17 protein-coding genes are annotated in these 15,028 nt (G+C 70.2%); 7 read left to right on the top strand and 10 right to left on the bottom strand.

The window, feature by feature from the left end; all coding sequences use genetic code 11:
- Positions 1–6: 6 nt before the first annotated feature.
- Genes AB2L57_RS06945 through xseA form a run of 7 tightly spaced genes read right to left on the bottom strand, consistent with a single transcriptional unit; the run spans position 7 to position 6,477 of the window.
- Positions 7–663: a response regulator transcription factor gene (locus tag AB2L57_RS06945; protein WP_292809723.1), complete on the bottom strand. Its 657-nt coding sequence runs from the start codon at positions 661–663 to the stop codon at positions 7–9.
- The gene (locus tag AB2L57_RS06950) at positions 660–2,180 is read right to left on the bottom strand and encodes an ATP-binding protein (protein WP_409048397.1); all 1,521 of its coding nucleotides are present in this window, start codon (positions 2,178–2,180) and stop codon (positions 660–662) included. The genes AB2L57_RS06945 and AB2L57_RS06950 overlap by 4 nt, the downstream gene beginning before the upstream one ends.
- Positions 2,181–2,230: 50 nt before the next feature.
- The gene (locus tag AB2L57_RS06955; RefSeq protein ID WP_292809727.1) at positions 2,231–3,625 is read right to left on the bottom strand and encodes an aspartate ammonia-lyase; all 1,395 of its coding nucleotides are present in this window, start codon (positions 3,623–3,625) and stop codon (positions 2,231–2,233) included.
- Between the two features lie 26 nt (positions 3,626–3,651).
- Entirely contained in the window at positions 3,652–4,269 is a 618-nt protein-coding gene (locus tag AB2L57_RS06960) for a carbonic anhydrase (protein WP_292809781.1), read from the bottom strand.
- 32 nt (positions 4,270–4,301) lie between these two features.
- A complete protein-coding gene (locus tag AB2L57_RS06965; protein WP_409048398.1) occupies positions 4,302–4,943 on the bottom strand; it encodes a DUF4245 family protein in 642 nt (213 codons plus the stop codon).
- On the bottom strand, positions 4,943–5,182 hold the full coding sequence (locus tag AB2L57_RS06970; protein WP_409048399.1) for an exodeoxyribonuclease VII small subunit: 240 nt from the start codon (positions 5,180–5,182) through the stop codon (positions 4,943–4,945). Before AB2L57_RS06970 ends, AB2L57_RS06965 begins: the two co-directional genes overlap by 1 nt.
- Before the next feature lie 32 nt (positions 5,183–5,214).
- Positions 5,215–6,477 (bottom strand): exodeoxyribonuclease VII large subunit, encoded by a 1,263-nt coding sequence (xseA, locus tag AB2L57_RS06975; protein ID WP_409048400.1) that lies wholly within the window; start codon positions 6,475–6,477, stop codon positions 5,215–5,217.
- Between the two features lie 76 nt (positions 6,478–6,553).
- Here xseA and AB2L57_RS06980 point away from each other — a divergent pair, with 76 nt between their 5' ends.
- From AB2L57_RS06980 to AB2L57_RS06990, 3 genes are read left to right on the top strand one after another with little or no spacing between them, the layout of a single operon-like run.
- Complete coding sequence (locus AB2L57_RS06980) at positions 6,554–7,588, top strand: 4-hydroxy-3-methylbut-2-enyl diphosphate reductase (RefSeq protein WP_292809783.1); 1,035 nt, start codon at positions 6,554–6,556, stop codon at positions 7,586–7,588.
- Positions 7,585–8,163 carry a DUF6264 family protein gene (locus tag AB2L57_RS06985; RefSeq protein WP_409048401.1) on the top strand — a complete coding sequence of 193 codons (579 nt, stop codon included), beginning with the start codon at positions 7,585–7,587 and terminating at the stop codon, positions 8,161–8,163. The genes AB2L57_RS06980 and AB2L57_RS06985 overlap by 4 nt, the downstream gene beginning before the upstream one ends.
- A gap of 18 nt (positions 8,164–8,181) precedes the next feature.
- On the top strand, positions 8,182–8,730 hold the full coding sequence (locus AB2L57_RS06990) for an MOSC domain-containing protein (RefSeq protein ID WP_292809737.1): 549 nt from the start codon (positions 8,182–8,184) through the stop codon (positions 8,728–8,730).
- Between the two features lie 81 nt (positions 8,731–8,811).
- On the opposite strand, the gene fbaA is transcribed toward AB2L57_RS06990, so the two are convergent.
- Positions 8,812–9,840 (bottom strand): class II fructose-bisphosphate aldolase, encoded by a 1,029-nt coding sequence (gene fbaA / locus AB2L57_RS06995; protein WP_409048402.1) that lies wholly within the window; start codon positions 9,838–9,840, stop codon positions 8,812–8,814.
- 166 nt (positions 9,841–10,006) lie between these two features.
- Here fbaA and glpX point away from each other — a divergent pair, with 166 nt between their 5' ends.
- Together glpX and AB2L57_RS07005 are read left to right on the top strand one after the other, a co-directional pair.
- On the top strand, positions 10,007–10,996 hold the full coding sequence (gene glpX / locus AB2L57_RS07000; protein ID WP_409048403.1) for a class II fructose-bisphosphatase: 990 nt from the start codon (positions 10,007–10,009) through the stop codon (positions 10,994–10,996).
- A gap of 116 nt (positions 10,997–11,112) precedes the next feature.
- Positions 11,113–11,322: a UDP-N-acetylmuramyl pentapeptide phosphotransferase gene (locus tag AB2L57_RS07005; RefSeq protein ID WP_292809743.1), complete on the top strand. Its 210-nt coding sequence runs from the start codon at positions 11,113–11,115 to the stop codon at positions 11,320–11,322.
- Here AB2L57_RS07005 and AB2L57_RS07010 read toward each other — a convergent pair whose 3' ends face one another.
- Positions 11,323–12,534, bottom strand: a complete 1,212-nt coding sequence (locus tag AB2L57_RS07010; protein WP_409048404.1) for a DNA recombination protein RmuC — start codon at positions 12,532–12,534, stop codon at positions 11,323–11,325.
- Positions 12,535–12,593: 59 nt separating this feature from the next.
- Positions 12,594–13,187, bottom strand: coding sequence for an exonuclease domain-containing protein (locus tag AB2L57_RS07015; RefSeq protein ID WP_409048405.1), 594 nt, complete (start codon positions 13,185–13,187; stop codon positions 12,594–12,596).
- A gap of 132 nt (positions 13,188–13,319) precedes the next feature.
- On the opposite strand from AB2L57_RS07015, the gene ychF reads away from it, so the two are divergent.
- Both ychF and AB2L57_RS07025 read left to right on the top strand, forming a co-directional pair.
- A complete protein-coding gene (gene ychF, locus AB2L57_RS07020) occupies positions 13,320–14,393 on the top strand; it encodes a redox-regulated ATPase YchF (protein WP_292809749.1) in 1,074 nt (357 codons plus the stop codon).
- A gap of 74 nt (positions 14,394–14,467) precedes the next feature.
- Entirely contained in the window at positions 14,468–15,025 is a 558-nt protein-coding gene (locus tag AB2L57_RS07025; protein WP_292809751.1) for an alpha/beta fold hydrolase, read from the top strand.
- The last annotated feature ends 3 nt before the right edge of the window (positions 15,026–15,028 follow it).

Below are 15,028 nucleotides of genomic sequence, written 5' to 3' on the forward strand. Positions count from 1 at the left end.
GACGACTCACTCCCAGCGGTACCCCGCGCCGCGCACGGTCGCGATGCGCTCGGGCCCGAACTTCGCGCGCAGGTAACGCACGTAGACATCGACCACGTTGGATCCCGGATCGAAATCGAGTCCCCACACGCGGCTCAGCAGCTGCTCGCGGCTGAGGACCTGTCCGGGATGCCGCAGAAACTGCTCGGCGAGAGCGAACTCGCGCGCGGACAGGTCGAGCTCCTTGCCGTCCACCCGCGCGCGCCGCGTGAGGGGATCGAGACTGATGTCGCCGTAGACGACGCCGATGCTGCCGGTGCTGACGTTCTCCCGCAGGCGCGAGCGCACGCGGGCGAGCAGCTCGTCGAATTTGAACGGCTTGGCCACGTAGTCGTTGGCCCCGGCATCCAGCCCCTGCACCGTGTCACGGGTGCTGCTGCGGGCCGTGAGCATGACCACGGGCACCGTCGAGCCCTGACCGCGCAGGTGGCGCAGCACTTCGAAGCCGTCCATGCCGGGAAGCCCGACATCGAGCAGGACGAGGTCGATGTCGCCGCTGAGAGCGAGTTCGAGCGCATCGTCGCCGTTGCCGACGATCGTCGTGGTGTACCCGGCGGACTCGAGCCCGCGGCTCACGAATGCCGTGATCCGCGGTTCGTCGTCCGCGATGAGGATGTGCGTCATCCCGTCGCCTCTCTCTGCAACACCACGTCGCCGGCGCGGACGGGTGAGGGAAGCGTCTCGGCCCCCGCCTGTGAGACAGGCAGGTGGATCGTGAATGTCGCCCCTCCCCCAGGAGTGTCGGTGACGACGCACGTTCCCTGATGCGCTTTGGCGATCGCGTCCACGATCGCCAACCCCAGACCCGATCCTCCCACGGTCCGGTGGTCGGCGCGTGCGAATCGATGGAAGATGCGTCGCCGCGCGGCGGGCGGGATGCCGGGACCGTGGTCGCGCACCCACAGCCGTGCCGTCGTGATGTCCAGATCGCTGCCGATCTCGATCGGCGCGCCCTGAGGCGTGTACTTGGCCGCGTTGTCGGCGAGTTGCAGCCACGCCTGCAGCAGTCGGTCCTCGTCGCCCTCGATCACGCCCCGCGCCGCGTGCACGACCTGCCACGGGTGGCCCGGGATCGCGCCGACGAGATCGCCCACGCGCAGGGTCAGATCGCCCACCTCGACGAGCGAGATGTCGAACTGGTCCGCTTCGGCGGACGAAAGCAGGTCGATGTCCTCCACGAGCCGGGTCATGCGATCGAGCTCGGCGATGCCGATGTCTCGGGTGCCGGCGACGTCGGCCGGGTTCTCGACGTCCATCATCTCGAGGTGGCCGCGCACGATGGTGATGGGGGTCTTCAGTTCGTGCCGCACGTCATCGAGCAGCTGGCGCTGACTGTCGATCGACCCCTCGAGTCGGTCGAGCATGGAGTTGACCGTGCGGCTGAGATCGGCCAGGTCGTCGTTGCCGTCGGTCGGCAGGCGCGCCCGCAGATCGGTCGGCGTGATGGCGTTGGCGGTCTCCCGCATGCGCTGGATGGGCGAGAGGATGCGGCCGGTGACGAACCAGCCGACGACGCCCATCGCGCCCAGAGTGACCAATGCCGCTCCCGTGAAGGTGACGAGGGATGCTGTCACCGGGGCGAGTTCGGCGGCGGCGTCGATGGCGCGGATGTAGACGCCCTGGCGGTCGTCACCGCTCACGGGGACGGGCACCGCGATGTAGCGGACGGTGCCCGGCACGGCGGCGGCGTCCGTGATCTGTGCGCTCTCGGGATCGGCGGCAGCCTCGACCGCGGCGGCGATGAAGTCCTCGTCCGCCGCCAGCTGCGCGCTGAGGTCGTTCGCCGCGCGATAGGCGACGACACCGTCGATCACACCGATGGAGGCCTCGTGGGGTCCGGTGATCAGGCGTTGGACCGCGGCGCGCAGGAACTCCGAGACGTCGGCGAACTCATCCGCGGGCGTGCGCACGGCGTTGCCGGGGCCCTCGTCCGTGCCCTCGACGACCACCCGCAGCTCGGCCACCTGGCTGAGCGCATCGATCTGGCTCAGCAGGCGATCGTCGATCTCCTGGACCGTGCGGTCGCGCTGGGCGAGAAAGGTCACGCCCCCGACGATGGCGAAGCCGAGTGCCGCGACGGCGAGGATCGCGCCGAGGATCAGCACCCTCGCCGGGATCGTCCGTCGCCCGCGCACGCTCATGCGCTCATTATCCGGCCTCGACACCCCGCCGCGCGCCGGGGGCGCCCATCTCAGCCGGCGTGGGTCATCGAGAGCAGGTCGAGCTTCTCGTCGAGCTGCTCGGCCGTGATCTCGCCCCGTTCGAGGTAGCCGAGGTCGATGACCGCCTCGCGCACCGTGATGCCCTGAGCGACGGAGTGCTTGGCGATCTTCGCCGCGGCCTCATATCCGATCAGCTTGTTCAGCGGGGTCACGATCGAGGGGGACATGCCGGCGAACGCCGCGGCGCGCTCGAGGTTGGCCTCGAGGCCTCGGATGGTCTTGTCGGCGAGCACACGGACGGTGTTGGCGAGCAGTCGGATCGACTCCAGCAGCGCCGTGCCCATCACCGGGATCGCCACGTTGAGCTCGAACGAGCCCGACGCCCCCGACCATGCGATCGTGGCGTCGTTGCCGATGACCCGGGCGCACACCATGAGGGTCGCCTCGGGCACCACGGGGTTGACCTTGCCCGGCATGATCGACGAACCCGGCTGCAGATCGGGGATGTGCAGCTCGCCGAGGCCCGTGTTGGGGCCCGAACCCATCCAGCGGAGGTCGTTGTTGATCTTCGTCAGCGACACGGCGATGGTCCGGAGCGCCCCGGAAGCCTCGACGAGTCCGTCGCGGTTCGCCTGCGCCTCGAAGTGGTCCTTGGCTTCGGTGATCGGCAGCTCGGTCTCTGCCACCAGCAACTCGAGCACTTTCTGCGGAAAGCCGAGGGGAGTGTTGATCCCGGTACCCACCGCGGTGCCGCCGAGCGGTACCTCCGCCACGCGGGGCAGCACCGCCTGCACGCGCTCGATGCCGAGCCGCATCTGGCGGGCGTACCCGCCGAACTCCTGGCCGAGGGTGACGGGCGTCGCATCCATCAGGTGAGTGCGGCCGGATTTGACGGCGCCCTTCCAGAGCTCTGCCTTCTCCTCGAGAGCGACCGCCAGGTGATCGAGCGCGGGGATCAGATCGTCGATGAGCTCCTGCGTCACGGCGATGTGCACGGATGTCGGGAAGACGTCGTTCGAGGACTGCGAAGCGTTGACGTGGTCGTTGGGGTGCACCGGCGCGCCGAGGCGCTGCGTCGCGAGCGCCGACAGCACTTCGTTCATGTTCATGTTCGACGACGTGCCGCTGCCGGTCTGATAGACATCGATCGGGAACTGGTCGGTGTGCCGGCCCTCGATGACCTCGTCGGCTGCCGAGGCGATCGCGTCGGCGATCGCGCCGTCGAGGGTGCCGAGCTGCTTGTTGGCGAGCGCCGCAGCCTTCTTGATACGGGCGAGGGCGACGATCTGCGCCGGATCGAGGCTGTCGCCCGAGATGGGGAAGTTCTCCACCGCGCGCTGGGTCTGCGCGCCGTAGAGCGCCGAGGCGGGCACGCGCACCTCGCCCATGGTGTCGTGCTCGATGCGGTATTCGGTATCCGTCACGTCTTCGTTCCCTCCGGATTCATGGTTCAGGCGGTCGCGTCCGTCGCGAGGCCCAGGATCACGTCGGGCACGGCCGTGCCCTCGCTGAGTCGATAGTTGGCGCCGACGATCGCGAGCGTGCCGGCGGCCACGGCGTCGCTGATCAGCTCGGACGAATGCAGCAGTTCGGCGACGGTGTCGCGCAGGTGCTCGCGCCCCACGTGCTCGGGGTCGACCTCGGTCGCCACCCCGCCCTCGGCCACGAGTTCGCGCTGCACGCGGCGCACGGCGGGAACGATCGGCGCGATGAGTCGCCAGATGTGCGCCGGAAGCGCGGGGGAGTCGGCAGCCGTGCTCTCGATCGCGGCGCGCACGGCGCCGCACGCGTCGTGACCGAGCACGACGATGAGCGGCACGCCGAGCACGGCGACGGCGTATTCGAGGCTGCCCACGACCGAGTCGGAGATGACCTGGCCGGCGTTGCGCACCACGAACAGATCGCCGAGCCCCTCGTCGAAGATGATCTCGGCGGCCAGGCGCGAGTCGGAGCATCCGAACAGGGCCGCCCGGGGGGCCTGGGCGGCGGCCAGCTCGTGCCGCCGGTCGACATCCTGGCGCGGGTGGCGCGGCTCGCCCGCGACGAAGCGGGCGTTGCCCTCCTGCATCTCGGTCCAGACTGCGAGGGGGGTGGGGGCTGTCACGGTGTAGCGCTCCTCAGCTCGGCGACACGGGGGGCGATGATCTCGGCGATCTCGCCGACGGTGTCGGCGGAACCGGAGCCCGAGACCAGGACGTAGTCGGCGCCCGCCTGCGTGCCCAGCGCGTAGGAGATGTTGCCGGCCGCGTCGGCGTCGGCGGGCTCGAAGACCTGCCAGACGATGCCCGCGATCGTCGCGCTGCCGGAGGGGGCGGTGCCGCGCAACTCGCTGCGCGCCCACGCCTCATCGGCATCGAAGGCCTGCGAGAACCGCACGAAGCTGGTGTCATCGGGCACGTATACGATCGTCCATGCCGTCGATCCATCGGCCTCGGCGGCGACGGCCGCGGAGTTGACGCGCCACGCGTCGGGCACGGCGGGATCGATGACCGCCCGGTCGTACGTCTCGGCGACATCTGCCGCTACGGGAGCGGTGTCGATGCTCTCGCGCGCGGGCAGCTCACCGCGGGGCACACCGAAGACGACGGCGAGCACCACGAGGAGCGTGGCGATGAGCGCCGCGATGAGATTGCGGAACGTCTGGCTGGAGCGGTAGACCCGCGAGGACTCCGCCTTGCGTGCCGCCGTCTCGTCGGGAGTCTCGGGGCGGCCGAGCTCAGCGACGACCCGTTGGCCGGCCATCAGGAATCCTCCGCCGCGGGAGCGTCGGTGCTGGCGCGGGCGGCGTCGAGTCTGCGCTTGGCGCCCACGAGCCACTCCTCGCAGTGCCGGGCGAGCGCCTCGCCGCGCTCCCACAGACCGAGCGATTCTTCGAGACTGGGCGAGCCCTGCTCGAGCCGGACGATGACCTGCTGCAGTTCGTCGCGCGCCTGCTCGAACGAGAGCTCGGCAAGGGGGGCCTGCTCGGTCATGGTCACCATCCTATTCGGGGCATCGGACACCTCAGCGGCGCTCACTCGCCGCGCTCGCCGTGGGAGGTCGCGGCGAAGCTCCCGCGGGCGACCGTGACGATCGCCTCGGCGCCCTCGGGCGCCTGTCGGGCATTGCGCACCACCTCGCCGGCGATCTGCACGATCGCGTAGCCGCGATCGAGGGTGTGCTGGGGGCTGAGGGCGCGCAGCGAGGCTCGCAGCTGTGCGATCTCGGCGTGACCTCGAGTGAGGGCGCGATCGGCGCTCGCGCGGCCGCGCGCGAGCGCCTGGTCGACCCATGCGGCGCGATCCTGGATCAGGCTCTCGGGCGCGCGCAGGGCGGGTCGCGAGCGCAGCTGGGCGAGATGGACCTGCTCGTGCTGCAGCCTCTGCGAGAGACGGGTGGTCAGGCGCGCTCGCGCCTGGCGCACGAGCGCGAGCTGCTCGGCCACGTCGGGGACGACCCGCTTGGCGGCGTCGGTCGGGGTGGATGCCCGCAGGTCGGCCACGTCGTCGAGCAGGGGCCGGTCGGCCTCGTGGCCGATCGCGCTGACGATGGGGGTGGATGCCGCGGCCACGGCGCGCAGCATCCGCTCGTCGCTGAAGCCGAGCAGATCCTGAAAATCGCCGCCGCCCCGCGCGATGACGATGACATCGACCTCGGGGTCCTCGTCGAGCGTGCGGAGCGCTGCGAGCACCGAGGGAACACACTGGTCGCCCTGCACGACGGCGTGCACGACCCGGAAGCGGACATGCGGCCAGCGCAGCTCGGCGTTTCGTAGCACGTCTTTCTCGGCGTCGGTGTTCTTGCCCGTGATCAGGCCCACGGTGTGGGGCAGGAAGGGGAGCCGACGCTTGCGGCCGGGATCCAGCAACCCCTCGGCGCGCAGCCGGGATCGCAGGCGCTCGAGGCTCTCGAGCAGGTCGCCCAGCCCGACGTGCTTGGCCGAGGACACGACGTACGACAGGTCGCCGCTCTTGAGTCGGTATTCGGGTTTGGCGCACACGACGATGCGATCGCCCGCCTTGATGTCCTTGGGGATGCGGTCGCGCACCCGCGACCAGATCGTGAGGGAGATGACGGCGTCGCCGTCGATGTCGCGCAGCCGCGCGAAGGTGCCGACGGCGCGCACGTTCCACTCGGTCACCTCGCCCTCGATCCACGGGGAGCCGAGTTTGGCGACGTAGTCGCGCACCACCGTCCCGAGCGCCGCGACCGAGCAGGGGCGGTCGGGGGAGGAGTCCCGCGGATGGACCTGGCCACCCGCCGGGGCGAACGCGGGACGCGCGGCGGTATCGACCATCGGCGTTCCTCTCGGAGAGGGCGCAGGATCGCGCCCGTAGAATCGAGGGGTGACTACCCCCACCGTGCGTATGCCCATGCCCCGCGTTCCGGGGCGATCCGGGCGCCTTCAGGATATCCCGGTGCAGGGACGCAAGCGGGTGCTGCTGGCCGCTCCCCGCGGATACTGCGCGGGGGTGGACCGCGCCGTCGTGGCTGTGGAGAAGGCGCTGGAGCGCTACGGAGCGCCGGTGTACGTGCGCAAGCAGATCGTGCACAACATCCACGTCGTCACCGAGCTCGAGGCGCGCGGCGCGATCTTCGTCGACGAGGTCGACGAGGTGCCCGAGGGTGCGCATGTGGTCTTCAGCGCTCACGGGGTGTCGCCGGCCGTCGTCTCGGCCGCCGCCGACAGGGGACTGCAGGCGATCGATGCGACCTGCCCGCTCGTGACCAAGGTGCACCGCGAGGCCGTGCGGTTCGCACGCGACGACTACGAGATCCTGCTCATCGGCCACGAGGGGCACGAAGAGGTCGAGGGCACGGCTGGCGAGGCGCCCGAGCACGTCACCGTCGTCAACTCACCCGATCACGCCGACATCGTCGAAGTGCGTGACCCCGACAAGGTCGTGTGGCTGTCGCAGACCACGCTGTCGGTCGACGAGACCATGGAGACCGTGCGGCGGCTACGCGTGCGGTTTCCGCAGCTGCAGGATCCGCCCTCGGATGACATCTGCTACGCGACGCAGAACCGTCAGGTCGCGATCAAGAAGGTCGCCGTCGGGGCCGACCTCGTGATCGTCGTGGGATCGGCCAACTCCTCCAACAGCGTGCGCCTGGTCGAAGTCGCCCTCGAACACGGTGCGAGGGCCGCCTACCGCGTGGACTACGCCGACGAGGTCAAGCAGGAATGGCTCGAGGGTGTCGAGACCGTCGGCGTCACCAGCGGCGCGTCGGTGCCGGAGGTGCTCGTGCAGGAGGTGCTCGCCGACCTCGCCGGCGCCGGCTACCGCGACATCGAAGAGGTGCGCACCGCCGAGGAGGACCTCATGTTCTCGCTGCCCAAAGAACTGCGTCAGGACACCCAGGATCGCCGGGGCGGCCGCACTGCCGCGGAGCGGAGTCGCTCGTGAGCGAGGGCGAGACGCCCCGCCCGCGCCCCCAGTTCGGCGAGTACGCGAGCCCCGAGGAGCAGCGCGCCCGCATCCAGCAGCCCGACGCGACGTGGGCTCTGGAGACCGGACAGTCCCTCGACGACCCGGCCACTCCGCCCGCCCCGCCGGTGTCTGCACCGGCACCGGTGCAGACACCGGCGGCGACAGCATCCCCCCGCCCGCGCCGCGTCGACCGGATCGCGACCTTCGCCCTGCTCGGGTACGGGCTCTTCACCGTGCTCACCTCGATCCCGTCGCTGGCGGACTATTCCGGCTATGTCGACACGCTGCTGGGCGTCATGGGCGTCGAAGCCGAGTACAGCGTCCCGGCCGGAGCGCAGATCTGGGGCATCGCCGCCGCGCTCGTGCTGGGTCTGGGCTGGATCGTCACCGCGGCGCTGTCGTGGACGAATCTGCGGCGCGGCCGCCTGACCTGGTGGATCCCGCTGACGGCGGGCGTGGTGTTCAATCTGATCGCCGGCGGCCTCATGCTCGTGCCCATCATGAGCGATCCCGCGCTGTGGAACGCGCTGATGGCGGGCGTGACGGGCTGATCGCCCTACGATGAGCGGATGCCTCGTCTCCTCGCCGTCTGCGCCGTGCATCAGCTGCTCCCCGACGCGGGAACGGCGGGGGTGACCGGGATCGACAAGCGTCCGATCGAGGGTGCGGTCCTCATCGGCCCATACGGCGTGCGCGGCGACGTGCAGGTCAATCGCAGACATCACGGCGGATTCGACAAGGCCCTCTACGCGTACGCGCAGGAGGACGCCGACTTCTGGGCCCGGGAGCTGGATCGCGAGATCGCGCCGGGCGCGTTCGGTGAGAACCTGCGCGTGGAGGGGCTCGATGTCAACGCGGCGCTCGTGGGCGAGCGGTGGCGCATCGGCGATCGTGTCGAAGTCGAGGTCACGATGCCGCGCACGCCGTGCGCCACCTTCTCGCGCTGGATCGGCGGCGCCGACGAGCGCGGCTGGGTCAAGCGGTTCGCGGCCGAGCGCCGACTCGGACCCTACCTGCGCGTCATCCGCGGGGGATCCGTGTGCGCCGGAGACGAGATCGTCGTGATCGATCGCCCGGAGGGTGCACCGGGCGTGCTCGACGGGTTCCGCGCGCCCTGACCGGGAGCGCACGAGAGAAGCCCCGACCCGAAGGCCGAGGCTTCTCTCTGCGTGGTCCGGTGCGCGGGTGAGCGCGTGCGGTCAGCTCTGCGACTTGCCGGCCGAGCCCAGCTGCTGCGTCGCCTGCACGACGCGGGCGGCCATCGCGGTCTCGGCGATCTTGCCCCAGGCGCGCGGGTCGTACGCCTTCTTGTTGCCGACCTCGCCGTCGACCTTGAGCACGCCGTCGTAGTTCTGGAACATGAACCCGGCCACCGCGCGCGTGAACGCGTACTGCGTGTCGGTGTCGATGTTCATCTTGATCACGCCGTTCGCGACCGCGAGGGCGATCTCCTCGTCGGTCGAGCCGCTGCCGCCGTGGAAGACGAGGTCGAGCGGCTTGGGGCCGGTGCCGAAGCGTGCGGCGATGCCCTCCTGGATCTCGCCGAGCAGCTCGGGGCGCAGCTTGACGTTGCCCGGCTTGTAGACGCCGTGCACGTTGCCGAAGGTGAGCGCCGAGATGTATCGACCGTTCTCGCCCAGGCCCAGCGCCTCGACGGCGGCCGTCACATCGGCGACGGTCGTGTAGAGGGCCTCGTTCGAGCCCTCGTGCTTGACGCCGTCCTCTTCGCCGCCGACGACGCCGATCTCGACCTCGAGGATCGCATTGATGTTCTTCAGACGCGGCAGCAGCTCCTTGGCGATCTCGATGTTCTCATCGAGCGGCACGGCCGATCCGTCCCACATGTGGGACTGGAAGATGGGGTTGCCGCCGTCGGCGACGACCTTCTCGGACTCGGCGATCAGCGGCAGCACGAAGTCCTCGAGCGCGGGCTTCGGGCAGTGGTCGGTGTGCAGCGCGACCGTGACGGGGTAGCTCTTCGCGACCTCGTGCACGAACTTTGCGAACGCCAGCGCACCGGTCGCACGGCCCTTGACCGTGTGGCCGGCGAAGTAGTCGGCACCACCGGTCGTGACCTGGATGATGCCGTCCGATCCCGCCTCGGTGAGGCCCTGGAGGATGGCGTTGACGCTCTGCGAGCTCGAGGCGTTGAACGCGGGGTAGGCGAAGCCGCCGGCCTTCGCGCGGTCCAGCATGTCGGCGTACTGCTCGGGGGTGGCGACGGGCATGTCGGCTCCTTCGGGATCGGATCGTGACCGACGTTCAGCCTAGCGAAGCCCCCGGGGCGGACGGGGAGTGGGCCTGGATGCTGTCCTGATAAGAATCGCGATTCCTTCGCATCCGCTGCGCCGAAATTCTCCCGTGCACGCGGGTGGGCGTCGCTAGGCTGGCGACATGGTGAGCATCACGGGCGATATGAGCCCCCTCCACCCCGACCGCAACCTCGCTCTGGAACTCGTGCGTGCCACGGAGGCGGCATCCATTCGCGCCGTGCCGTTCATCGGACGCGGCGACAAGCTCGCCGCGGACGCCGCCGCCGTCGACGCGATGCGCGCGTTCTTCACTACCGTCAACTTCGACGGCGTCATCGTCATCGGCGAGGGCGAGAAGGATGAGGCGCCGATGCTGTTCAACGGAGAGAAGGTCGGCAACGGCCGAGGGCCGCAGTGCGACGTCGCCGTCGACCCGATCGATGGCACCTCGCTGACGGCGGCGGGTCGGCAGAACGCGCTCTCGGTGATCGCGGTGTCGGATCGTGACACGATGCTCGACGCGTCGTCGGTGTTCTACATGGACAAGCTCGTCACCGGCCCGGCGGGCGTGGGCGTCGTCGATATCCGTCTGCCCGTCGGAGAGAACATCCGACTGCTCGCGAAGGCGCTCGGCAAGCCGGTCGACGAGATCGTCGTGTCGGTGCTCAACCGCCCGCGGCACGAGCAGCTCATCGCCGACATCCGTGCGGCGGGAGCGGGCACGCGCCTGATGTCCGACGGCGACGTCGCGGGCGGAATCAACGCCGCGCGCCACAACGCCCGCACCGACATGTGCGTGGGCATCGGCGGCAGCCCCGAGGGCATCGTCACGGCGTGTGCGATCAAGGCGCTCGGCGGGCACATCCAGGGCCGCCTCTGGCCGCGCGACGACGCGGAGAAGCAGAAGGGCGCCGATGCGGGGCTGCGCACCGACGGTCACGTCTACGAGGCCGACGAGCTGGTCAAGGGCAACAACACGATCTTCGTGGCGACCGGCGTCACCGACGGCCAGCTCGTGGCCGGCGTGCGTCGCGAGGGCGACTTCATCTACAGCGAGAGCGTCGTGCTGCGCGGCCGGTCGGGCACGCTGCGGCGCATCACGTCGGAGCACCTGACCTCGAAGTGGCTGTGACGCGGAGCATCTGCGACCCGATCGTTACCTGACGAACGGCGGCCGGTCTGCGACAATGGATGCTGCCAGTCAGCGTCGACGGTGACCCCAGCACAGCAGACACAGGACGGTTTCGCATGAGCACGAGCACTGCGCAAGAACCGAGGACCGGCGCGATCGCGGTCGTCGCCGATGCCGTCGATCCCGCACGCCGCTCGGACGTGCTCCTTCGCGTGCGGCGCGAAGAGGGGCACGAGATCAGCGTGTGGTGGATGGTCGGCGCGTTCGTCGCGGTTTCGGGCACCGTCGTCGCACTCATGAGCCTCATTCCCGGCGGCGGGGCCTGATCAGTCTTCCGCCGCGATCCGGTCCCTGAGGTCGCCGACGTCGGCGCTTGCGACGAACTCGGAGCTCGTCAGGGGTCGGGTGCGCTCGGTGAGGGGAACGGCCTCCGGAAGCAGCTGGGTCTCGTCGATGCCGGGGAACTGGCGTGCGGTGACGAGGACGCGCGACTCCAGTGAGCCGGCGAATCGGTTGTAGCTCTCGACGGTGCGCTCGATCGACCGACGCAGGGCCTCGGCATGTCCCGCGAGCGAACCCAGCCGCTGGTAGAGCGTCGAGCCGAGGTCGAACAGCCGGCGGGCCTCGACGGAGACGTCCTGCTGCGTCCAGGCGAACGCCACGGTCTTGAGGACGGCCCAGAGGTTGACGGGCGACGCGAGGGCCACCCGGCGCGTGAAGGCGTAGTCGAGCAGGGCCGGATCCTCTTCGAGTGCCGTCGCCAGCAGGGACTCGTTGGGGATGAAGCAGATGACGAACTCGGGCGCCCCCTCGATGCCTGTCCAGTACGCCTTCTTCGCCAGGGCGTCGATGTGCACGCGCACCGCGCGCACGTGGCGCTGCAGCAGGGCGGTTCGGCGCTCGGCCTCGTCGCCCGACGCGGTCACCGGGATCGCGGTGGCCTCGAGGTAGGCGTCGAGGGGAACCTTGGCGTCGACGGGGATCGCGGCGTCACCCGGGAGGCGGATGACCATGTCGGGCCGTCCCGCGCCCTGATCGGTGGCGATGTGGGTCTGCAGGGTGAAATCGACGTGGCGTGTGAGGCCCGCCGATTCGACGACCCGGCGCAGGGCGGTCTCGCCCCACACCCCGCGCGTGCCGTTGGAGCGCAGCGCCCCGGCGAGCGACTCGGTCGTGCGCCTGAGCTGCTCGTCGGTCTCGAGCGACAGGCGGAGCTGTGCCGAGATCGCGCCGTACTGTGCGCCCCGTTCGCGCTCGAGGTCGGTGATCTGCCGCTGGACGCTCTGCAGCGTCTCGCGCACGGGGGAGAGCGCCTGCAGCACGGCCTGGTCGCGGCGCTCGCGTTCGGCCCGGTCGGCGTCGGCCGCGCGCTGGTGCGCGAGCTGCTCGCGCAGGCCCGCGACGAGTGACTCGGCGCCGCCCGCGCGGGCGCGCAGGGTGGCGAGCTCCGTCTGCGCGCGGCCGCCCCGTGCCAGCCAGCCCAGCAGCGCGCCGAGAACGAGGGCCGCGAGGGCCACGACGAGTGTCAGCGGTTCCATGCCCTCATGCTGTCAGCGACCTCGGACATCCCGGTGTCGGGCGCGCTGCCCCGGGGACGTCAGGCGACCCGCGCGACAGCCGCGGCTGCCTCGAGCCGCGACACCCGCACGCCCGCGGCAGCCGTGAGCGCCGCGAGGTCGTCGGCGCCGTGCCGCGCGGCGGCGTCGATGACGATGCGAGCGCAGGCCTCGGCATCCGCGGTGGCGTCGTGGTGGGCGAAGCCCGAGAAACCCGCCTCGGCGGCCACGAACGGCAGCCGGTATGACGCGAGGGCGTAGGTCTTGCGCGCGATCTGGAGCGAGCACGCGTATCGGTACGGCGGGCATTCGTCACCCGTCGCGGCGCTCGCGCGGCGCAGGACGTTCATGTCGAAGCCCGCATTGTGGGCGAGCAGCACATCGGCGCCGGCGAACGCGCAGAGGTCGCCCAGCTGCTCGGTCCAGCCCTTCGCGCGAACGACGTCGGCGGCGCGGATGCCGTGGATGCCGGTGTTGAACGGGGCGAATTCGTCGTGCCCCGCGGGCGGCCGGATCAGCCATCCCGCCCGGGCGACCACCCGACCGTCGCGCACCCGCACGAGTCCCACGGCACATGCGGATGCGGCGCTGGAGTTCGCCGTCTCGAAGTCGATGGCGGTGAAATCCAGGGGCACGACCCCACCCTCGCGGCGCGGGGCGGCGGCGGGGCGCAGGCGCGCCGTGCATCCGCGGGGTCGACCCCCGGCATCCGTCGCGCGTATCGCCCCGCGGGCCGGCCGGGGCATCCGCGCCTAGACTGAGTGCCCGTGGCTCTCACTATCGGCATCGTCGGCCTGCCCAACGTCGGCAAGTCCACCCTCTTCAACGCCCTGACCAAGAACAACGTGCTCGCGGCGAACTATCCGTTCGCGACGATCGAGCCCAATGTCGGCGTGGTGAACCTGCCCGATTCACGTCTGGCGAAGCTCGCCGAGGTGTTCGGCAGCGAGCGCATCCTGCCCGCGACGGTGTCGTTCGTCGACATCGCCGGCATCGTGCGCGGGGCGAGCGAGGGGGAGGGGCTGGGCAACCAGTTCCTCGCGAACATCCGCGAGGCCGAGGCGATCGCGCAGGTCGTGCGCGGCTTCACCGACGACGACGTCGTGCACGTCGACGGTGCGGTCAACCCGCAGAACGACCTCGAGACGATCAACGCCGAGCTCATGCTCGCCGACCTGCAGACCCTCGAGAAGGCGATCCCGCGCATCGAGAAAGAGGTCAAGACCAAGAAGACCGAACCCGCCGCCCTCGAGGCCGCCGTCGCGGCGAAGGACGCGCTCGAGCGCGGAGTGCTGCTGTCGGGGTCGGGCATCGACCTCGCGCCGATCCGGGAGCTGGGCCTGCTCACCGCCAAGCCCTACATCTACGTCTTCAACGTCGACGAGGCGGTGCTGACGGATGCTGCGCGCAAGGCCGAGCTCGAAGCACTCGTCGCGCCCGCCCAGGCCGTCTTCCTCGACGCCAAGATCGAGTCCGAGCTGATCGACCTCGACCCGGAGGACGCCGCCGAGCTGCTCGCGTCGACGGGGCAGGAGGAGTCGGGTCTCGACCAGCTCGCGCGCATCGGGTTCGACACCCTCGGACTTCAGACCTATCTCACCGCGGGGCCCAAGGAGTCGCGCGCGTGGACGATCGGCAAGGGCTGGAAGGCCCCGCAGGCGGCCGGGGTCATCCACACGGATTTCGAGAAGGGCTTCATCAAGGCGGAGGTCATCTCCTTCGGCGACCTGATCGCCGCCGGATCGGTGCTCGAAGCCCGCGCCAAGGGCAAGGCCCGCCTCGAGGGCAAGGACTACGTCATGCAGGACGGTGACGTGGTGGAGTTCCGGTTCAACGTGTAGCGCGGACAGCCGGCATGGGACGATCCTTTGACTCCACGGCTTCGGAAGATCGCACAGAAAGAGGAATCGAGCGTATGACGAGCATGCAGGTCTTCGAGCCCGAGGGGCGCGCCGTGCCCTACGCCGCAGAGGGGGAGGGTCCCGCGCTCGTCCTGATCGCGGACCGCGGACTGGCCGCAGAGTACCTCGAGCCGCTCGCGCACTCGGTCTCGCAGGAAGACTTCCGCGTCGTGCGGATCGGACTGCGCGAAGGCGCGATCGACGATCTCGCTCAGGATGTCGTCGACGTCATGGATCTCCTCGACATCGACGACGCGTGGGTGGGCGGACACGGCGCCGGCGGCTCGATCGCACGTCAGCTCTCCCTGGTGCATCACGCACGCGTCAACGGCGTGCTGCTGCTCGGCGTGGAGGCGCCCGAGGCCGCGCCACCGCTTGCGGAAGGGGTCCCCGTCCTCGTGATCCAGGGCACCGCGGACGATGTCACCCCGCCGGGCAACGGCGACGCGCTGCGGGCATCCGCGCCCGGCCTCGTCAGCGTCGTGCCGATCGAGGGCGGCGAGCACATGTTTCCCGCGACGCATGTCGGCGCGACATCCTGGGCCATCGAGGACTACCTCGACTGGGATTGAGCC

This window comes from Microbacterium sp. HA-8 (genome assembly GCF_046111165.1).
Taxonomy (GTDB): domain Bacteria; phylum Actinomycetota; class Actinomycetes; order Actinomycetales; family Microbacteriaceae; genus Microbacterium.